This is a genomic window from Nonomuraea glycinis (assembly GCF_035920485.1).
Lineage (GTDB): Bacteria > Actinomycetota > Actinomycetes > Streptosporangiales > Streptosporangiaceae > Nonomuraea > Nonomuraea glycinis.
In genome coordinates, this window is the sequence record NZ_CP109166.1 from 4631980 (window position 1) to 4651113 (window position 19134).

Sequence of the window (19134 nt, forward strand, 5' to 3'; positions counted from 1 at the left end):
TGGCCGCATGTCTGACGAGCCCGCGACCGATTCCGATCTGGACCAGGTCCCCGAACAGGGACCGGAGGCGTCCGAGGGCGAGACCGTGCCGAGCACCGAGGAAGTCCCGCCGCCCGAGGGATTCGTCCCTCTCTGAGCCACCCCCACCATGACCTCGCAGAAAGACAGTCCCCTCATGCCCAACCACGGATCTGGGAGCACCGCGTGAAACGCGCCGTCCTGCTGTCCTCGCTCCTCGCGCTGGCCGCGTCCGCGCTGCCGCCGACCTCCGCGGCCCTGGCCGCGGAGTCACCGCCGCCGGCGCCCGTCACGCTCCGCGGCGTCGGGCCCGGCCCGCACGTCGTCACCCTGGTCACCGGGGACAAGGTCACCCTCACCCGGGCCGCCAACGGCGCCTTCGACGTGAGGACCGAGCCCGCCACCCGCCAGGACGGCCACCGGCCGCGGCTGGTCACCGAGACCACCCCCGACAGCGTCTACGTCCTGCCCGACGACGCGCTGCCCGGCATCCAGGCGGGTCGGCTGGACCGGCGGCTGTTCGACGTCAAGTATCTGGCGGAGAACGGCTACGCCGACGACCAGGCCAAGCAGGTCCCGGTGATCGTGCAGTACCCGAAGGACCAGGAGGCCACGGTCGCCAAGCGGGCGGCCGACGCGATCCCGGCCAGCGTCCCCACCAACACGCTGGACAGCATCCACGCCTCGGCCCTGAGCGTCGCCAAGGCGGAGGCCGGGACGTTCTGGGAAGCCGTGCGGACCGCGCCGTCGGCCGGGCTCAAGGCGTCCGGCACCCTCAGCGGCGGGATCGACAAGCTGTGGCTGGACGGCAAGGTCAAGGCCGTCCTGGACGAGAGCGTGGCGATGATCGGCGCGCCCGCGGCCTGGGCCGGGGGCCACGACGGCACCGGGGTGACGGTCGCGGTGCTGGACACCGGCGTCGATGCCACCCACCCCGACCTCGCCGGGAAGATCGCCGACTCCAAGTCCTTCGTCCCCGACGAGGCGGTCACGGACGGCCACGGCCACGGCACCCACGTGGCCTCCACCATCGCCGGCTCCGGAGCGGCCTCCGGCGGCACGCGCAAGGGCGTGGCTCCGGGCGCGCAGCTGGTCATCGGCAAGGTGCTGAGCGACGGCGGTTCCGGCTCCGACTCCGGGGTCATCGAAGGCATGGAGTGGGCCGCCGCCAGTGGCGCCAAGGTCGTCAGCATGAGCCTGGGCGACGGGCCCACCGACGGCACCGACCCGCTCAGTCAGTCGGTCAACAACCTGACCGCCGCCACCGGGGTCCTGTTCGTCATCGCCGCGGGCAACGCCGGTGGCGCTGCCGGGACCGTGGCCAACCCCGGGACGGCCGACGCCGCGCTCACCGTCGCGGCGGTCGACAAGCAGGACGGGCTGGCCGACTTCTCCAGCCGGGGTCCGCGCTTCGGCGACTCGGGGCTCAAGCCCGACATCGCCGCGCCCGGCGTGGACATCGCCGCCGCCCGTGCGGCGGGCACCGCCATGGGCTCCCCCGTCGACGACCACTACACGGCGGCGTCCGGCACCTCGATGGCCACCCCGCACGTCGCGGGCGCCGCGGCGATCATGGCCCAGCTGCACCCCGACTGGAAGGGGTCGCTGATCAAGGGCGCGCTGATGTCCACCGCCAAGGACGACGGATTCACCGTGTACGAGCAGGGCGCCGGGCGGACCGACCTCGCCAAGGCGTACACCCAGCGGGTCTTCGCCACCACCGGTGGCGTCGACTTCGGCTCGGTGACCGAGGAGGGCGAGCCGCTGCGGCGGGAGCTCTCCTACAGCAACCTCACCGACCAGCCGGTCACCCTCACCCTCACCCCCGCGCTGCGCACCGTCAGGGGCGACGAGGTCGCGGGCAAGCTGACCACGGACCCCACGCTCACCGTCCCCGCGGGCGGCACGGCCACGACGACCGTCACCCTTGAGACGGCCGGTCTCGCTCTCGGCAACCACACCGGCGCCGTGACGGCCGAGGCCGGCGACGTCCGGCTGACCACCCCGGTCGGCCTGGTACGGGAGGCGCCGACGGTCCAGCTGACCGTGCACGTCATCGGCTGGGACGGCAAGCCGTTGTCGCCGTGGTATCAGCAGACCCTCGACATCGACGGCGAGAAGGGATACATCGACGGCAGCGTGCTGTCGACGGAGGGAACCACGATCACCCGGGTCCCGGTCGGCACGCACCATGTGATGCTCATGGCGAGCGCGGTGGACTCCGACGACCGCTTCAACACGGTGTCACTGATCGCCCCGGAGGTCACCGTCACCGGTGACACCGAGATCACGCTCGACGCCCGGCAGGCCTCCCAGGTGCGCTTCACCACCCCGAAGCCCGCCGAGCCGCTGAACACCTTCTGGGTCGCCGCCACCCAGCGGACCATCGCCAACGGCCTGACGTACGCCACCAGGATGGAGCCGAACTCGCAGTTCAGCACGTGGGAGAAGCTCTGGGTCACCCCCACCAAGCCCGTTAAAAAGGGCAAGTTCCGCTTCTCCGGCCAATGGACGCTGGGGCAGGCCCAGGTCACCATGAGCGCGGGCAAGCGCAAGCCGATCACCCTGAATCCGGTCGCCCCCCAGCACCAGGGCTTCTCGGACGGCGAACGCCAGAACGAACTGCCCGGCTGGAAGCCGTTCACCGGGACGCAGAACCTGCCGCTGGTCGACATCGGTGCGGGCCGGCCCGAGGACATCGCCGGGAAGGACCTGCGCGGCAAGCTCGCCCTCCTGGAGACGGGCTTGACGCCCGAAGGCGAGCTGGCGTGCCACATCATGGTCACCAAGGTCATCGCGATCCGCGAGGCCGGTGCGGCCGGGTTCGCCCTCTTCCCGTCGACGGCCGGCGCCTGCGCCCTGCCGCTCGACATCTACCAGGCCATCAACACCGGCGACCCCAAGCGCATCGACATCGCCAACGTCTCCCTGTCGAACAAGGAGGGACTGAAGCTGCGGGCCCGGCTCGCGAGCGAACCGGTCAGCGTCCGGGTGACCGGCACACCGCAGACGCCCTACTCCTACTTCCTCAAGCCGTACGCCGAGGGCAGCGTGCCGAAGTCGCTGCACTACACCCTCACGGCCAAGAACCTCGCCCAGATCGACATGGACATCCATGCCAGTAAGCCGACCGGCCACAACAACTGGCGCATGCTCTACAAGCAGGACGACGTGGTGACCACGGTGACGGCCACCTCGATGTGGTCGCCGGTGGCCTTCACCTCGCCGAGCACCAGGACCGACTACGTCGGGCCCCTCGATCCCGCGGTGATCGACTCGCACGGCATGAGCTCCACCAGTGTCGACGGCACGGTGCCCGGCGAGACCCGCTTCAGCACCGAGAAGCGCGACCGTCCCGGCCGTACCCGGCAGCAGTGGTTCACCGCCGGCCTGACGCCGGGCGCCTGGACCGCGTCGGACAAGGTCTACGCGACGGCCGACAAGGACGCGCCGCCGGCCACCACGCTGGGCCTCCAGTTGCTGTGCGTCATCTGCGTGCACGGGAACACCCTGTGGGCGGAGGTCGGCATGGCGGGCACGAACGACAAGCAGCCGGTCAGCACCGCGTTCTGGTCATCCCTTCCCGCCACCCCGGACTTCGACATCCATCTCTATCGGGACGGAACGGAGATCACCAACGTCAAGCGGCCCTACCTCGACAAGCTCCCCATGTTCTCGCTGCCCGAGGGCTCCGGCACCTACCGGTTGACCGCGAAGAACGCCGCGCACGACGCCGAGTGGACGTTCAAGGCCCCGCCGGCCGAGAAGACCGCGCTGCCGGGAATGTCCTGCGGAATCTGGCACTACGCGCAGACCTACCTGCCGTGCCGGCCGACCCCGGCCGTCTTCGCCGGATACGACCTGGACGACTCCCTGTCGATCGACAACACCGTCCCGGCCGGTCGATCCCACAAGTTCACCGTCGAGGCATACCACTCGCCGTCCCCGGTGAAGATGCCGAAGATCGCCGGGCTCAAGCTGTGGATGAGCACCGACGACGGCGCCAAGTGGACCTCCGTCAAGGTCAAGCGCGACCGTGACGGCGCCTACACCGCCTCCACCCACTACCCGTCGCTGCGCGACACCAAGGGCGCGGTCAGCCTGAAGGTCGAAGCCTGGGACGCCGAGGGCAACACCCTCAAGCAGACCAGCACCCGCCTGTTCAACCTCCGCTGAACCGGCTGCCGAGAAAGCCGTCGCCGATCTGCTCTCGCAGGGCGGCGACGGTCCGCCGCCGGGCGATGGGAACCTCCCGTCGCCCGGCTACGGGCCGTTCAGGGGACGATGGAGTCCACGTACCCTCCGTCGGCCCGGACCGCCGCGCCCGTCGTGGCGGAGGCGAGCGGGGAGCTGAGGTAGACGACCAGATTGGCGATCTCCTCGGGCTCGATCAGCCGCTGGAGCAGCGACTGGGGGCGGTGCTCGCGCATGAACGCCCGCTGCGCCTCCTCCCACGGCAGGTCGCGGTCGACGAGCTGGTAGACGAAGTCCTCCACGCCGCCGGTGTGCGTCGGGCCGGCGATCACCGAGTTGACCGTGACGCCGCTGCCCGCCGCCTCCTTGGCGAAGCCCCGGGAGACCGCGAGCAGGGCGGTCTTGGACATGCCGTAGTGGATCATCTCGGCGGGGATGACGATGGCCGAGTCGCTGGCGATGTACTGGATCCGGCCCCAGGACCGCTCCCGCATGCCCGGCAGATAGGCGCGGGTCAGCCGGATCGCGGCCAGCACGTTGATCTCGAAGTAGCGCCGCCACTCCTCGTCGCTGATCTCCAGAGCGGGTACGGCGCCGAAGATGCCGAGGTTGTTGACCAGGATGTCCACCTGCGGCAGCTCCCGCAGCACCCGGCCGGCCCCCTCCTCGGTGCCGAGATCGGCCGGCGCCGCGACCAGGTCCGCGTCCGGCACGTCGGCCCGGATCCGGTCCATGGCCGCGCTGACCGAGGCGTCGCTCCGGCCGTTGACCGCGACCCGCGCCCCCGACCGGGCCAGCCCGGCCGCGATGGCGGCTCCGATGCCCTGGGTCGAGCCGGTGACCAGCGCGGTCTTTCCGGTGAGATCGATGTGCACGCGTGAGACTCCTCTGTCGGATCTTGCTCTGCGGCCATTGTCGGCGAACCCGGCCGCCGGCGGCGCGCCACGGTCACGGCGTGTCCCGCGAACCCGGCCGCCGGGAGCGCGCCACGGTCACGGCGCGTCACGTGAACGCCGCCACAGCCGCTCGCCGTCGTCGAACCGCTCGGTGGGCAGCAAGCCCGCCTGCCGGGCCACGGCGGCCGAGGCCTCGTGGCGCGGGTGGATGTGCGCCTCGACCGTCGCCACGCCGCGCCCGTCCAGCCAGGCGACCAGCGCGCGAGCGGCCTCGGCCGCATACCCCCGCCCCTGCCACCGCACCCCCACCACCCAACCGACCTCCGCCCGCCGCCCGCTGCCCGCGTCCTCCGCCCGTCGGCTCGGGTCCGCGTTCTCTGCCGGTCGGCCTGCCGCGATGTCCGCTTGTCGGCTTGGGTCCACGATCGTCGCCTGTACGTAGCCGATCGCCTCGTCGCCGGGCACCGTGCGGATGATCCAGTTGTGCCACTCCTCGCGGCCGTCCGGCGAGTGGCCCACGACCTGCCTGGCGTAGCGCTCGCGCAGCTCCGCCGGCGTGGGCGGGGTGCCGCCGGTGAAGGTGTAGAGGTCCTCGCCGCTCAGCACCTCCGCCATCTCCTCGGCGTCGGCCACCTCCAGCGGGACGAGCCGGATGCGATCACATGCCATGCCGCGAGCCTATCCGGCAGTGTTGCTCACCGAACGTGTGCGCGATGTGACCTAGGGTGCTCCGGAAAGGGATGGGGGATCGATGTCACGCCGAAGGTTCCTGCTGGTCATCGCCGTCGCGAGTACCGCCTTGACGCCGCCCGGCCCGGCGGCCGGCGCCGGGGACGTGCCGCAGGTGGACGCCTCGCCGGTGATGGATCCGCGACGCGCGGTGGAGTACTGGACGGCCAGTAACCAGTCCCACGCGGACGCGGCCGACCTACCGGGCCACACCGCACCACCACCAGGCGCCGAACGCACGCCGGGCATGGGGCGTTCGCTGGGCACGCGGAGCGGGGTGGGGCGGGGGGTGCCGGACGGGAGCAGGCTTACGCCCGGGGGTGACGTCAACGGCTATGCCCGCGTGGCCAGGCCGTACGGGGGGTCGGCGGCCAGCAGGGCCACCGGGCGGCTGTTCCTGCTCGACGCCGACGGCGGACGCAGGTCGTGCACCGGGGCGGTGGTGCGGTCGGCCGGCGGGCTGCTGGTGGCGACGGCAGCGCACTGCGTGTACGGCGTCTCCCGGCGGACCGGCCAGGGCACCTGGTCGTCGAACCTCGCGTTCGTGCCCGCGTACGACGGACAGGGCAAGGGCGCGCCGTACGGCGCGTGGGGGGTGCGGCGGGTCTGGAAGCCGCACGCCTACACCGGCGCGGGGATGTGGGACTGGGACTCGGTGTACGACATCGCGCTGGTCGAGGTCGGTAAGCGGGGGAGCGCCACGCTGCAGGACACCGTCGGCGCCTTCACCCCGATGCGCGGCCGGGCCGGCCACTACACCGTCGTGAGCATGGGCTACCCCAGCGACCCTCCCTACGACGGCTCCCACCAGCTCTGGTGCCTGGGCCGGACGACCGTCACACCGGGCTACATCCGGCCGATGGGGACGTCCGGGCGGCTGCACACCGTCAACTGTCACCTGTACGGCGGCAACAGCGGCGGGCCGTGGCTCGACAGGAGCACCGGCCTGCTGGTCGGGGTGCTGTCCTCGGGGGCGGGCGACGTGCCGGGCGACGGGTACAGCGTCGCCAACCCGCTGGGCGCCGAGGGCTACGGGGTCCTGGTGCGCCAGGCGGATCCGGGCGGCGTCTACGACGCGCTCTCGGTGAAGGGAACCCGGTCGCCCGGCCGGGTCACCGCCACGGTCCGGATGGGCGGCCTGATGGCGGCCGCGCAGGTGCCCGTCACCTTCCGGCTGCCTCAAGGGCTGAGCCTGGCCCCGGGGTCGTCGTGCGCGGCGGTGCGGCAGCGGGTGACCTGCACGATCGCGGTCGTACGACCGGCCAGCCCGGCACGGGTGAGCATCCCGATCAAGGGCCGCGCCCCCGCCCACCGGAAGATCACCGTCTCGGTGACGTCCACCTCCCTGGACCCGAATCCACGCGACAACACCCACGCCTTCCCCAACCGGTGACATCACCACCCCCCGCCCGTACCACTTGAGCTTCATGGCCGTGCGCGGCTACGGCAAAGGATCGCGTGTTGCGCGAGCCGGTCCCGCGCCCGCTCTGGAAGCGTCTACGCGGCTGCTGCGGTCGAGCGAGGGAGTGGCATATGAGTGCTGTCGGGGACGGGGAGCAGTTCGAACGCCTGCTCTCCGCGGCGAGCGCCTACTGGGGCAAGCGGCACCACCGGCCGGGCGCCTGCGTGGTGGTCGAGGCCATGCAGCAGGACGTCCGGCTCGTCGTACGCAATCTCCTGCTCGCCAACGCGATCTGTGACCTGACCTCCGCGCGGCTCGTCGTGCTGACCGGCACCGACCGGGAGCTGAGCGGGGTGCTGTGGGAGCGGTTCGACGTCGAGCGGGTACGCCGGCTGGCCGAGGCGTTCGGCGCGGCCGAGATCATCGACGTGCACGACCTCGTGGACCGCAGGCTCGCCGACGAGGGGGACGGCCCCGCCGACGGGATCGGCTCGGCGGCGCTGGAGGCGCTGGAGAGAGCGACGCTGCTCCGGCTGAGCCGGACGCCCAGGCTGCCCGGCGTCGAGGACGAGCGGCACCGCGCGCGGCGCGGGCGCTCCAGAGCCCTGTCGGCCGTCTACGACCGGCTGTTCGCCGAGTTGTCGCCCGTCGCCCTCGTCACCGGCCAGGTGGACTACGACCAGTGGGGGCTGGCGGTCGAGACGGCCATGCGCAGGGACGTACCGGTCGTGCACCCCCAGAGCGGCGGGTCGATGGGCGCGTACGCGCTCTTCCCCGGCACCCCCGCGGCGGGCACCTTCCACGAGGAGCTGACCGGCCGCCTGGCCCGCTACTTCGACGAGTGCGTCTGGCCGCAGCGGAACCTGCTCAGGCCGGGCGCGGAGCTGGTGGCCTGGCGGGTGAAGGGCGAGCGGGGGAGCTGGTGGCGCGGCGGCAGCGTGAACTCCTTCGAGCTGCGCACCGAGACGGAGCGGCGTCAGCTGCGCGGGCACGGCTGCGACCGGCTCGGCCTCGACCCGGACCGCCCGATCGTCACCGTCTTCCAGCACGCCGTCTCCGACGCCGTAGGCACGAATCGGGAAGTGTTCGAGGATTTCGCGGAATGGTGTGCGGAGACGGCCGAGTTCGCGGCGGACGAGGACGCCGTTAACTGGCTCTTCCTCGACCATCCCGAGCAGGACCGCCACGACTCGACCGGCCACTTCGCCGCCCTGGCCGGACGCCACGCCCGCCGCCCGCACCTGGCCTTCCTGCCCAGGCAGGCGCTGTCGAAGAACATGCTGTGGAGCATGACCGACGTGGGCGTCACGGTCCGTGGCCGGGTCGCCTGCGAGCTGCCCGCCTTCGGCATCCCGGTGATCCAGGCCGGCTGGTCGCCGTGGAGCGGCTGCGGCGTGTCGCACGTGGCCGAGACGCGGGCCGACTACTGGCGGCTGCTCGCCGAGGCGGTCTCCCGGCACACCAAGGGCGAGTCCGTCCTCGCTCCCGAGCAGCGCGAGCGGGCCCGGCTGTGGCTGTGGCTGCGGCGCAGCGGCGGCGACGTGTCCTCGCCGCTGCTGCCGCACTGGGAGCTGGGCGAGGGCGAGGAGTATCTGCGCGCGCTGTCGGTCAGCATGCGGCACGTGGAGCGGGACGGCGATCCGCTGCACCGCGCGGTGCGCCGCATGTGGGAGCGGCGCGACCCGCTGCTCAGCAGGTTCGACTTCCGGGATCCAGCAGGGCTCGCCGAGGCCCTCACCGCATCGAGGGGCGCATCATGACCACGACTCTCCTGACCGGACCCGCCACCGAGCTCGACGAGGTCATCGTGCCGCTGTCGCCGCCGATCGAGGTGTTCGGCGGGCAGGCGGCCGCGCTGCAGGTGGCCGACCACTTCCATCGGGGCAAGCAGATCCTGGGCCGGTTCGAGCGCTCGGGGCTGGTCGGGTTCAAGGTCGTGACCAGGGGCCGGTGGCTGCGGGTCAAGGTGGCCCTGGCGCTGGACGAGACGTCCTTCCCCGGCTGGCACCTGGACGTCCGGGGTCAGGCGGCCCGGCTTCCGCAGCGGCTGATCCAGGTCCGGGCCCAGGGGCGGCTGCGGCAGTGCGTGCTGCTCAAGGGCGGACCCGGCATCAAGAGCGGCCAGGCGGTCTTCGACCTGATGCCGGAGGAGGTCCCCGACGACGGCCTGGTGTGCGTGGAGCTCCTGGACATCGCCGAAGGCCGCGGCGTCTCGCCGGAAGTGCGCGCGGCCCTGGCGGAGTCGGTCATGGAGGGCGGCACGGCCGGCCTGCGCGTCGACAGCGTGGCGTTCGAGGAGGTCCCCGAGCCGAGGGCCGTCCAGGGCGAGGAGCTGGACGCCGCCCGCTGCGAACTCCTGTCGCTGATCAGCTCCGGCGGCCTGGCCAACCTCAACCGGCGCGGTGGCCGTACCATCCGCAGTGGTCTGTTCGTGGTCAACCCCGTCCCGCTCGGCGTCTTCGGCTCGGGTGGCCGGCTGACCGTCCGGCTCGGCAGCAGGGCCGACCTGAGCACCGGCAGGCCGGCCACGGCCAGGGACCGCGCGCTGATGCGGCGGGCCCTGCGCCGGGTGGGCGGCGAGGCGCGGCGGCTGCGGCACGCCACCCGCGAGGCCCTGTGCACGGCGGCGCCCACCGTGGCGCAGATCATGAGCGTGCAGGACGGCGTCCTGAACCTGCCCACCCGGTCCACGTCCGGCAACACGCTGGAGCTCGACCTGCCCGCCCCGCTGACCTCGCCGATGCTCGTCCAGGCCGCCTGCCGGCCGGGCGCCATACCGACCCTCGTCTCAGTCGCCTGGACGCCCTGACGCCCCGAGGTTGCCGGCGAGCAGGTCGAGCAGCGGCTGCCGGCGCACGCACCCCGCCAGGGCGAACGAGTCCGCCAGTGCCAGCAGCTCACTGTCGTCGAGCCCCCGGAACAGCTCGGCGTACTCCGGCAGCAGCGCCTGGGCGATGAGGATGTGCCTGATCAGGTCGTCGGTCTGGTAGCGGGCGCCCCACGGGTAGGGGCGCCAGCCGGGGAACTCCGTCTCCACCAGCGTGTGCAGCGGGCCGACGACCTCGCCGGCCTCCTCCATGGTGGAGCCCCACCGGTCCGCGCCCAGCCGCCGCTTCTTGTCGATGAACGCGCCGAACCGCTCCACATAAGGTCCGCTCGCGTGCACCAGCCCCTGCAACCCCACATCCTTGTACGTCCACAGCGACCAACCGGCGTCATGAGCGTCGTAGATGTCGAGCTGGTCCCGCAGGATCTGGTAGCGCTCCCTGTCCCGCTCCGGATCACCGGTGTAGACGGGCCCGAACTCGCCCACCCACAGCGGCGTGCCCGTCTCCCGCTGGAAGCTCGACCGCTTGGCGAAGGTGCGCTCCAGCTCGTCCCTGTCGCACCACTCGCCCCGGGTGAAGCCGGGATATCCGCCCCCGTGGGCGAACCCGGCCAGCGCGTAGTCGTGGCAGACGAAGACGGTGTTCTCGTACATCTCCCGGAAGACGGAGAAGTCGGTGGAGTAGGTGTTGCCGTCGAGGAAGAGCACATGCCGCGGGTCGGCCGCGCGCACCGCCTTCACCAGCCGGTCGTAGAACGGGCCGACGACCTTGCCGCTGGGGTCGCCGGGCTCGTTGACCGGGTTGTAGCCGGCCACCCAGGGGTGGTCGCGGTAGTGGTCGGCGAGGGCCTCCCACAGGTGCACCACGCGGTCCTGGAAGTGCCGGTGCTGCCAGAAGGCGGCGATGTGGGTGGGGTTGTCGGAGTGCCAGTGCTGGTTCTGCGAGCCGGGCAGCGCGTGCAGGTCGATGACGCTGTAGATGCCCCGCGCGCCGAGCAGGTCGATGACCCGGTCGAGGTGGTGGAAGCCCTGCTCGATGACCTCGAAGGGCCGGTCGTCGGACTCGAAGTGCCGGTAGTTGATCGGGATGCGGACGCAGTTCATCCCCAGCCCGGCCAGCAGCGCCGCGTCCTGGTCGGTGAAGAAGGAGGTGAGCAGCCGGTCGAAGAAGAGCGCGGCCCGCTCCTCGCCCAGCGCCTCGCGTACGGCGGCGCGCATGGACGACTCGTTGGCCGGATGGCCGGTGATGAAGTTCTCCAGGTTCATCCAGCCGCCCAGGCCCACGCCGCGTAGCCGTACGGACTGGCCGTCAGCCCTGCGGAGCCGGGTTCCGGAGACATGCAGCATGGTCATCCTTTCGTGGCGCCCGCGGTGAGACCGCCGATGAGGTGGCGCTCGGCGAGGGCGTAGAAGCCCAGCGCGGGCACCATGGCCAGCACCAGGTAGGCGAGAATCCTGGAGGTGTCGGAGCTGTACTGGCCCTGGAACTGCTGGATGCCCAGCGGCAGCGTCCAGCTCAGCTCGTCGCTGAAGACCACCAGCGGGAGCATGAAGTTGTTCCAGCTGCCGACGATCGCCAGGACCGAGACGGTGGCCAGCGCGGGGCGGGCCATCGGCAGCAGGATGCGCCAGAAGAAGGCGAAGGGGCCGCAGCCGTCGAGCGTGGCCGCCTCCTCGATCTCGCCCGGGATGCTGCGGAAGAACCCGCGCAGGATGATGATCGTCAGCGGCAGCCCGAAGGCGGCCTGCACGAGGATCACGCCCCAGGGGTTGTCCAGCAGGTTCAGGGTGCGCAGCATGACGAAGATGGGCAGGATGGCCACCGCGAACGGGAACATCAGCCCGGCGGTGAAGAGGGTGAACAGCAGCTCCCGGCCACGGAAGGCGAACCTGGCGAAGACGAACGCCGCCATGGCCGACAGCGCGACCGTGACGGCGGTGGTGAGCACGGCGATGAACGTGCTGTTCCACAACTGCCGCCAGAACGACCCCTCGGCGAGCACGTCGGTGTAGTTGCCGGTGTTCCACGGGCTGGGCGGGCCGAACGGATTGACCGAGAGCTGGTCGGTGCTCTTGAAGCCGCCGAGCAGCGCGTACACGATCGGGACGAGGATGAACGCGCCGACGATCCAGGCGATCGCGTGCAGGGGGAGTGTGGTGCGCTTCATCGGCGGTCTCCCATGGCGGTGGTCGCGCCCTCAAGGTCACGGCGCATCACGAACCGCTGGTACCCCAGGGCGAAGATGAGGCTGAGCCCGAACATCACGACGCTGATCGCGCTGGCGTAGCCCACCTGGGCGCGGCCGAAGCCGACGTCGAACATGGTGACCGCGAGCGTCTCGGAGGCGTGCGCCGGGCCGCCTTCGGTGAGGATCCAGACGAGGTCGAACAGCTGGATGGTGTAGATGACCGACAGGAACACGCTGATCCGGATCGTCGGCCCGAGCAGCGGCAGCGTGACGTGCCGGAACACCTTCCAGCCGGCGGCGCCGTCGATCTTGGCGGCCTCGATCAGCTCCTCCGGGATGTTCTGCCGCCCGGCGAGGTAGATCATCATGTGGAAGCCGAAGTACTTCCACGTCAGCACCAGGAACAGCGACAGCAGCACGGTGCCGGGATCGGACAGCCACTCCGACTCCAGCCCGACGATGCCGATGATCTCGTTCGCCAGCCCGGAGGTGGGCGACAGGATGAGCGAGAACAGCACGGCGGTGATGACCTCGGACAGCACGTACGGCGCGAAGAAGATCAGCCGGTAGAGGGAGCGGCCGCGGATCCGCTGGTTGAGCAGCATGGCGATGCCCAGCGCCAAGGGCAGCTGGACCAGCACGCAGAGCCCGACCAGGACGGCCAGGTGCCACAGGTCGGTGAGGAAGATGTCCGACCGGAACAGCCGGGTGAAGTTGTCGAAGCCGATGAAGTCGGTGGGCAGCCCGCCGAAGCCGTTCCACTTGAAGCCGCTGGCGTAGATCGCCACCAGGATGGGCGCCACCACGAGCAGCAGGAACAGCACCAGGGCGGGCAGCACGAACAGGGCGATCGTCAGCAGGCCGCGCCCCCTCTTCCGGGGCGGGCGGGCGGGGGCCGGAAGCGTCGCCGCTTCCGGCCTGCGGGTGACGGTCGTCATTCGCTCTTGGCCACTTCGGTGATGTCCGCCGCGACCTGGTCCGGGGTCTTGGCGCCCGCGAAGAGCTCGGCCACGCTGTCGTTGACCTCCGCTCCGACGGCCGGCGGGTACGCCTGGTCGAGGTAGAGCTGGAAGCCGGTGGCGTTGGCCAGGGAGTCGGCGACCACCTTGAGGTTGGGGTCCTTGACCGCGCTCTCCTCGCCCTTGAGCACCGGCAGCACCGCGTTCTTCTCGACGGCCTTGGTGTGGTTGCCGGTCTCGGTCAGGAACTTCAGCAGCTCGATGGCCTCGGCCGGTGCGTCGGCGCCCACGGCCATGCCACCGCCGCCGCCGAACGCCTCGGTGATCGTGCCCTTGCCGCCCTCGACCGCGGGGAAGGGGAAGAAGCCGAGGTCGTCACCGAGCCCCTTGCCGTTGTCGTTCTGCACGTTGGGCGCCCACTGGCCCATCAGCTCCATCGCGGCCTTGCTGTTGGAGACGGTGGCGGCCTGCCCGTCAGGGGTGGAGTAGCTCGCGCCCAGGAACCCCTTCTGGAACGGCTGGAGGTCCACCAGGGCCTTGAGCTGCTGCCCGGCTTGGACGAACTCCGGCTTGGTGAAGTCGTGGTCGACCCCGGCCTGCTGGAGCGCCGGCAGCCCGGCGATGCGCATGGCGAGGTAGGCCCAGTAGTAGTGGCCCGGCCACTTCTCCTTGCCGGCGAGCGCGATCGGGGTGATCCCGGCGGTCTTGAGCTTGTTGACGGCGTCGAGGTAGGCCGACCAGGTGGTCGGCGGCTCGGTGATGCCCGCCTGCTCGAAGAGCTTCTTGTTGTACCAGAAGCCGACCATGCCGATGTCCACCGGCAGGGCGTAGGTCTTGCCGTCGAACTGGTAGGCGGTGAGCGACGCCTTGGTGAAGGTGTCGAGGACGGGCGCGACGTCGGCGGAGACGTCCTTGACCAGTCCCGCGTCGATCTGCTGCTGGAGCACGCCGCCGCCCCAGGTGGCGAACAGGTCGGGGGCCTTGCCGGACTGGGTGAGCGTGGTCACCTTGGACTTGTAGGCCTCGTTCTCCAGGACGGTCATCTTGATGGTGACGTGGGGATATTTGGCCTGAAACTCCTTGGCCCTGGTCTCGTACACGGTCTTGAGGGGGTCGGCGGTCGACAGGTGCCACCACTCCAGGGTGACCTTCTGTGGCGCTCCGCCGCTGGTGTCCGTCTCGGGGGCCGCGCTCTGTCCACCCCCGCAGCCCGCCACGAGTAAAGTGGCCGCGATCAAGGCGAGAGTTCGCCTCATTGGGGTTCCTCCTAGGCTGGCGAAAGTTTCGTTGGCCCCCCGATAATTTCGCTGTGTCCGGAGCATAATTTTTGTTGTCAAATACGTCAATAGTCGCCCTGACCCTGATCATGGCCCCCGCGCATCGTGATCCCGAAACTTTCGGCTAAACTTCTGATCATGTCTGCGAAAAGGCGGGTGACGATCGCTCTGATAGCCGAGGAGGCCGGGGTGTCGATCCCCACGGTCTCCAAGGTCATCAACGGCCGGCCCGAGGTGGCTCCGGCGACCAGGCACCGCGTCGAGCGGCTGCTGCACAAGCACGGATATCAGCGACGCATCAGCCAGGACGAGACCCGCGCGGGCCTCGTCGACGTGGTCTTCACCGAGATGGAGTCCCCCTGGGCCATGGAGATCGTGCGCGGCGCGGAGATGGCCGCCCACGAGGCCGGGGCGAGCGTGGTGATCTCCGTCCTGCACACGCACGCCGGACCGGGCCGCGACTGGCTCGAGCGGCTCGCCGGCCGCCGGACCGACGGCGTGGTGATCGTCGCCTCCCGCCTGTCGCTCGGCGTCCAGGACCAGCTCAGTGCCCGTACGCTGCCGTTCGTGGTGGTCGACCCCGACGGCGAGCCCGCCCCGGGCGTCGTCTCCGTCGGCGCCACCAACTGGAACGGCGGCCTGGCCGCCACCCGGCACCTGCTGGAGCTCGGCCACCGCCGGATCGGCATGATCAGCGGGCCCGCCGACATGCTGTGCAGCCAGGCGCGGATAGACGGCTACCGGGCGGCCCTGGAGACGGCCGGCCTGCCCGCCTCGCCGGAGCTCATCCGCCGGGGCACCTTCCTCGTCGACTCCGGCCACGACCACGGCCACGCGCTGCTCTCCCTCGACGACCCGCCCACCGCGATCTTCGCGGGCAGTGACCTGCAGGCGTTCGGCGTCTTTGAGGCGGCCCGTCAGCGCGGGCTGCGGGTGCCCGAGGACCTCAGCGTGGTCGGCTTCGACGACCTGCCCCTGTCGAAGTCCGCCTGGCCGCCGCTGACCACGGTCCGTCAGCCCTTACAGGAGATGGCGGCGCTGGCCACCCGCACGGTGCTGGCCATGCGCCGGGGCGACACCCCCGAGGCCCGCCGCGTGGAGCTCGCCACCGAGCTCATCGTCCGCGAGAGCACCGCGGCACTGCCCGCGTAGCGGTTCCACGCGGCAGCCGTACGTTTCCTGCCCGGCGAGGCGGGCAGCGCACCGGCATGCTGCGCTTCATGTCCGGCGAGGCGGGCGGTCGTACCAGCCTGCGGCGTTTCGCGGCCGGTGCGGCGGGCAGCCGCAGCGGCATGATACGCGAACTCGTCAACGGAGCCGTGAGCGGCACACTCGCCACCGCCGCGATGAGCACCGTCATGGTCGCGGGCGAGAAGGCGGGACTCATGCGCGGGCAGCCGCCCAAGCACATCGTCCGCGGCCTGCTGCCCGGCAGCGAGCGGCGGCCCAAGAAGGGCGAGGGCGTGCTGGGCGCGGTCGCGCACGTCGGCTTCGGCGCCGCCTCGGGCGCGCTCTTCGGCCTGCTGGCCAGGAAGCGGCGCGGCCGGCTGCCGCTCGGCGTCGGCTACGCGCTGGCGATCTGGGTGGTCAGCTACGCGGGCTGGGCGCCCCGGCTGAGCGCGCTGCCGCCCCTGGCGCGCGACGAGCCCGGCCGGCAGGGCGTGATGGCCGTGGGCCACGTGGTGTACGGCGCGACCCTGGCCTTCCTGCTCAACCGGCTCGACCCCGGCGAGTCCATCGCCCCCGCCGTCCCCGCCGAGACCCGTCAGATGGCGTCCCAGGGGGCGGCGTCGTAGCAGCCCGTCAGCCGGGCCATGAGCCCTTCGTCCACCTTCAGCGCGACCTCGTCCACCCGGTCCACGGCCACCACGCCCCACGAGTTCGCCAGGAACACCACCCCGAACGCGGACAGATCGCCCGCCCGCAGCACCCGGTGCTCGCACGGCACCCCGGCCCGGCCCAGCTCGGCCTCCAGGATCTGCATGGTGATGCCGCGCAGCATCGGCGCGTCCGGCCAGATCACCCGCTCGCCGTCGAAGCAGCCGAGATTCGTGACCGCCCCTTCGGAGATCACCCCGTCGTCGCTCGTGAGCAGCGCCTCGTCGAAGCCCTCCGCCCGCACGCGGGCCCCCAGGTAGGCCTGGGGGAAGCCGCCGGTGTGCTTGATGTGCGGCAGGAAGCGCTGGTAGCGCACTGACCTCAGGCCCTTCGGCGTGGCCGCCAGATGCACCGGATCACCGGAGCCGACCAGCACCCGCGGCCCGTCCGCCTCGCACACGTACACCCGCACGCTCGCGTCCACGACCTCCAGCGCCCTGATCGAGTCGACCACGAGGTCCCGGTCGAGCTCCTGGCCGAACAGCTCCCGTGTGGCCGCATCGAGCCGGTCGAAATGGCGGCCCAGCCCCCGCACCCGGCCGCCCCGCAGCTGCATCGCCGTGAAATGCCCGTACCGCGCCTTGAGAGCGAGAGCCACCTCGGCCCCGCCCACGATCCGCCCGTCGATCACCGTACGCTCGATGACGCTCACCTCCCCTGACCTCCGGCGAACATACTCCCTCCGATCAGGTGGGTAGGGTCGTGGTCCGTGACGGACTTGGAGCGGCTCGCCGCGCACCTGCATCAGTTCGCCGAGGCACGGGACTGGGAGCAGTTCCACACGCCCAAGAACCTGGCGATGGCCCTGGCGGGTGAGGTCGGCGAGCTGGTGGCGGAGTTCCAGTGGCTCACCGCCGAGGAATCCAGCGCCCCCGACCCGCCGACCCTGGCCAGGATCAGCGCCGAACTCGGCGACGTGACCAACTATCTGGTACGGCTGGCGGACGTCCTCGGCGTGGACCTCGTCCAGGCGGCCGAGGCCAAAATCGCCTCCAGCGAACGCCGCTACCCCCCGGACCTCTACCGAGGCTCCGCCAGAAAGGCCCCACCGGACCCCCACCCACCTCTCCTCTAGCCTGCGGCTTTCACGGCGAATTTGAGCCGACCTGATCATTTACATAAGAAAAGTGCCCTTGAGCTGGGAGGATCGGACTTGTCTAAGGCCCCGTCCATCCCAGATCAGAAGGCACTTTCCGCGTGAATTCTACCGCGCCTCACCGCAAGATCACCGCGTTCGCCGATGACCGCGGGCTGGTCTCGCACGCCGGTGGCCTGCTGCTGTTGCAGACGCTGCGCGTCACCGGGCTGGACAAGGCCATGTCTCAGCAGCTGGAGCGGTGGCGGCCCGGCCGCGCCATCCACGATCCGGCAAAGATCGTCACCGATCTGGCCCTCACTCTGGCGCTCGGTGGGGACTGCCTGGCCGACATCGCCATGCTGCGCTCCCAGCCCGAGCTGTTCGGCCCCGTCGCCTCCGACCCGACGGTCTCGCGCCTGATCGACCGGCTCGCCGCCGATAAGGCCCGCGCACTGAAGGCGATCCGCGCCGCCCGCGCCACCGCCCGCCGGCGCGCCTGGCACCTGGCCGCCGGTCGCGCTCCCGGAGCCGACGGCCAGCCCGTGATCGTCGACCTCGACGCCACCATTGTGATCTCTCACTCCGACAAGCAGCACGCCGCCCCGACCTGGAAGAAAAGCTACGGCTTCCACCCGATGACCGCCTTCGCCGACCACCAGGGCGACGGCGGCGGCGAGCCACTGACCCTGCTGCTGCGGCCCGGCAACGCCGGATCCAACACCGCCGCCGACCACATCGAGACCACCCGCCTGGCCCTGGCCCAGCTCCCCAAGCACCGGCGACGCAACGTCCTGGTCCGCACCGACTCCGGCGGCGGCACCCACGAATTCCTCGCCTGGCTCACCCGCCCCGGACGATGGCTGAAATACTCCATCGGCTTCACAATCACCGACGACATCACCGCCGCCATCCTCAAGCTGCCCGCCACCGCCTGGACACCAGCCTACGACGCCGAACGCCAGGTCCGGCCCGGCGCGTGGGTCGCCGAGCTCACCGGCCTGCTGGAGCTGACCGGCTGGCCCAAGGGCATGCGCGTCATCGTCCGCAAAGAACGCCCGCACCCCGGCGCCCAGCTGCGCTTCACCGACCTCGACGGGCACCGCTTCACCTGCTTCGTCACCGGCACCTTCGGCGGCCAGCTCGCCGACCTGGAACTCCGCCACCGTCGCCGCGCCCGCGCAGAAGATCGCATCCGCACCGCCAAGGACACCGGCCTGCGCAACCTGCCGCTGCACGACTTCACCCAAAACCAGATCTGGCTCGAGATCGTCGCCCTGGCCTGCGAACTGCTCGCCTGGATGCAACTGATCGCCCTGCACGGCACCGACGCCCGCCGCTACGAGCCCAAACGCCTGCGGCTCCGCCTGTTCGCCGTCGCCGGCCGACTCATACGCGGGGGCCGCAGGACCCGCTTACGGATCCCCCTGCACTGGCCTTGGGCCAGGCAGATCACCACCGCCCTGACCCGGCTGCACGCCCTAGCGGCACCCACCTGACCAGCACCAACACGCCCCCACGACCAGGAAAGGACACCCGCGGGCCCGTGGAACCCCGCCCACCCGGCGCGACAGCCGGGCACCCACGCTGACCACAGCGAGGAATTCAACCTCCAGCCGAATCCCTCAGCCGACCAACTCAAGGACGAGAAAGATCGAGGCTAGCCAGGAGCGGCCGGTCTGTTGCGGCT

Annotated in this window: 16 protein-coding genes; 9 read left to right on the forward strand and 7 right to left on the reverse strand. The window is 71.1% G+C overall.

Features of this window, described 5'->3' with window-relative positions; all coding sequences use genetic code 11:
* Positions 1-7: 7 nt before the first annotated feature.
* Both OHA68_RS21940 and OHA68_RS21945 read left to right on the forward strand, forming a co-directional pair.
* The gene (locus OHA68_RS21940; RefSeq protein WP_327109305.1) at positions 8-136 is read left to right on the forward strand and encodes a hypothetical protein; all 129 of its coding nucleotides are present in this window, start codon (positions 8-10) and stop codon (positions 134-136) included.
* Positions 137-204: 68 nt separating this feature from the next.
* Entirely contained in the window at positions 205-4194 is a 3990-nt protein-coding gene (locus OHA68_RS21945; protein WP_327109306.1) for a S8 family peptidase, read from the forward strand.
* Between the two features lie 98 nt (positions 4195-4292).
* On the opposite strand, the gene OHA68_RS21950 is transcribed toward OHA68_RS21945, so the two are convergent.
* The gene (locus OHA68_RS21950) at positions 4293-5087 is read right to left on the reverse strand and encodes an SDR family NAD(P)-dependent oxidoreductase (protein ID WP_327109307.1); all 795 of its coding nucleotides are present in this window, start codon (positions 5085-5087) and stop codon (positions 4293-4295) included.
* 117 nt (positions 5088-5204) lie between these two features.
* Positions 5205-5777, reverse strand: a complete 573-nt coding sequence (locus OHA68_RS21955) for a GNAT family N-acetyltransferase (protein ID WP_327109308.1) — start codon at positions 5775-5777, stop codon at positions 5205-5207.
* Between the two features lie 82 nt (positions 5778-5859).
* Between OHA68_RS21955 and OHA68_RS21960 the strand changes: the two genes are divergently transcribed.
* The 3 genes from OHA68_RS21960 to OHA68_RS21970 all read left to right on the forward strand — a co-directional run bounded on the left by OHA68_RS21960 (position 5860) and on the right by OHA68_RS21970 (position 10048).
* On the forward strand, positions 5860-7230 hold the full coding sequence (locus OHA68_RS21960; RefSeq protein ID WP_327109309.1) for a trypsin-like serine peptidase: 1371 nt from the start codon (positions 5860-5862) through the stop codon (positions 7228-7230).
* A 140-nt stretch (positions 7231-7370) separates the two neighbouring features.
* A complete protein-coding gene (locus OHA68_RS21965) occupies positions 7371-8999 on the forward strand; it encodes a hypothetical protein (RefSeq protein WP_327109310.1) in 1629 nt (542 codons plus the stop codon).
* Positions 8996-10048, forward strand: a complete 1053-nt coding sequence (locus OHA68_RS21970; protein WP_327109311.1) for a hypothetical protein — start codon at positions 8996-8998, stop codon at positions 10046-10048. Before OHA68_RS21965 ends, OHA68_RS21970 begins: the two co-directional genes overlap by 4 nt.
* Here the strand turns inward: OHA68_RS21970 and OHA68_RS21975 are convergent.
* Genes OHA68_RS21975 through OHA68_RS21990 form a run of 4 tightly spaced genes read right to left on the reverse strand, consistent with a single transcriptional unit; the run spans position 10028 to position 14470 of the window.
* A complete protein-coding gene (locus OHA68_RS21975; protein ID WP_327109312.1) occupies positions 10028-11413 on the reverse strand; it encodes a glycoside hydrolase family 5 protein in 1386 nt (461 codons plus the stop codon). The two genes, OHA68_RS21970 and OHA68_RS21975, sit on opposite strands and share 21 nt — an antisense overlap.
* Before the next feature lie 2 nt (positions 11414-11415).
* Positions 11416-12234, reverse strand: coding sequence for a carbohydrate ABC transporter permease (locus OHA68_RS21980; RefSeq protein ID WP_327109313.1), 819 nt, complete (start codon positions 12232-12234; stop codon positions 11416-11418).
* Positions 12231-13193 carry a carbohydrate ABC transporter permease gene (locus tag OHA68_RS21985; RefSeq protein ID WP_327109314.1) on the reverse strand — a complete coding sequence of 321 codons (963 nt, stop codon included), beginning with the start codon at positions 13191-13193 and terminating at the stop codon, positions 12231-12233. The genes OHA68_RS21980 and OHA68_RS21985 overlap by 4 nt, the downstream gene beginning before the upstream one ends.
* Positions 13190-14470, reverse strand: a complete 1281-nt coding sequence (locus OHA68_RS21990) for an extracellular solute-binding protein (RefSeq protein ID WP_327109315.1) — start codon at positions 14468-14470, stop codon at positions 13190-13192. Before OHA68_RS21990 ends, OHA68_RS21985 begins: the two co-directional genes overlap by 4 nt.
* A gap of 159 nt (positions 14471-14629) precedes the next feature.
* On the opposite strand from OHA68_RS21990, the gene OHA68_RS21995 reads away from it, so the two are divergent.
* Together OHA68_RS21995 and OHA68_RS22000 are read left to right on the forward strand one after the other, a co-directional pair.
* Entirely contained in the window at positions 14630-15643 is a 1014-nt protein-coding gene (locus OHA68_RS21995; RefSeq protein WP_189138546.1) for a LacI family DNA-binding transcriptional regulator, read from the forward strand.
* A 68-nt stretch (positions 15644-15711) separates the two neighbouring features.
* Positions 15712-16287 (forward strand): DUF6789 family protein, encoded by a 576-nt coding sequence (locus OHA68_RS22000; protein WP_327109316.1) that lies wholly within the window; start codon positions 15712-15714, stop codon positions 16285-16287.
* Here OHA68_RS22000 and OHA68_RS22005 read toward each other — a convergent pair.
* Complete coding sequence (locus OHA68_RS22005; protein WP_327109317.1) at positions 16257-17021, reverse strand: aminotransferase class IV; 765 nt, start codon at positions 17019-17021, stop codon at positions 16257-16259. The two genes, OHA68_RS22000 and OHA68_RS22005, sit on opposite strands and share 31 nt — an antisense overlap.
* 57 nt (positions 17022-17078) lie before the next feature.
* Between OHA68_RS22005 and OHA68_RS22010 the strand changes: the two genes are divergently transcribed.
* Together OHA68_RS22010 and OHA68_RS22015 are read left to right on the forward strand one after the other, a co-directional pair.
* The gene (locus OHA68_RS22010; protein ID WP_327109318.1) at positions 17079-17444 is read left to right on the forward strand and encodes a nucleotide pyrophosphohydrolase; all 366 of its coding nucleotides are present in this window, start codon (positions 17079-17081) and stop codon (positions 17442-17444) included.
* 122 nt (positions 17445-17566) lie between these two features.
* Entirely contained in the window at positions 17567-18943 is a 1377-nt protein-coding gene (locus OHA68_RS22015) for an IS1380 family transposase (protein WP_327106829.1), read from the forward strand.
* Positions 18944-19134 lie beyond the last annotated feature (191 nt).

Bases quoted from the DNA above. Each gene is read 5' to 3' on its own strand.
- OHA68_RS21955 (WP_327109308.1), bottom strand. From the start codon at position 5,777: ATGGCATGTGATCGCATCCGGCTCGTCCCGCTGGAGGTGGCCGACGCC.
- OHA68_RS22000 (WP_327109316.1), top strand. From the start codon at position 15,712: ATGTCCGGCGAGGCGGGCGGTCGTACCAGCCTGCGGCGTTTCGCGGCC.
- OHA68_RS21995 (WP_189138546.1), top strand. From the start codon at position 14,630: ATGTCTGCGAAAAGGCGGGTGACGATCGCTCTGATAGCCGAGGAGGCC.
- OHA68_RS21970 (WP_327109311.1), top strand. From the start codon at position 8,996: ATGACCACGACTCTCCTGACCGGACCCGCCACCGAGCTCGACGAGGTC.
- OHA68_RS21985 (WP_327109314.1), bottom strand. From the start codon at position 13,193: ATGACGACCGTCACCCGCAGGCCGGAAGCGGCGACGCTTCCGGCCCCC.
- OHA68_RS21965 (WP_327109310.1), top strand. From the start codon at position 7,371: ATGAGTGCTGTCGGGGACGGGGAGCAGTTCGAACGCCTGCTCTCCGCG.
- OHA68_RS21940 (WP_327109305.1), top strand. From the start codon at position 8: ATGTCTGACGAGCCCGCGACCGATTCCGATCTGGACCAGGTCCCCGAA.
- OHA68_RS21975 (WP_327109312.1), bottom strand. From the start codon at position 11,413: ATGCTGCATGTCTCCGGAACCCGGCTCCGCAGGGCTGACGGCCAGTCC.
- OHA68_RS21960 (WP_327109309.1), top strand. From the start codon at position 5,860: ATGTCACGCCGAAGGTTCCTGCTGGTCATCGCCGTCGCGAGTACCGCC.
- OHA68_RS21980 (WP_327109313.1), bottom strand. From the start codon at position 12,234: ATGAAGCGCACCACACTCCCCCTGCACGCGATCGCCTGGATCGTCGGC.
- OHA68_RS21990 (WP_327109315.1), bottom strand. From the start codon at position 14,470: ATGAGGCGAACTCTCGCCTTGATCGCGGCCACTTTACTCGTGGCGGGC.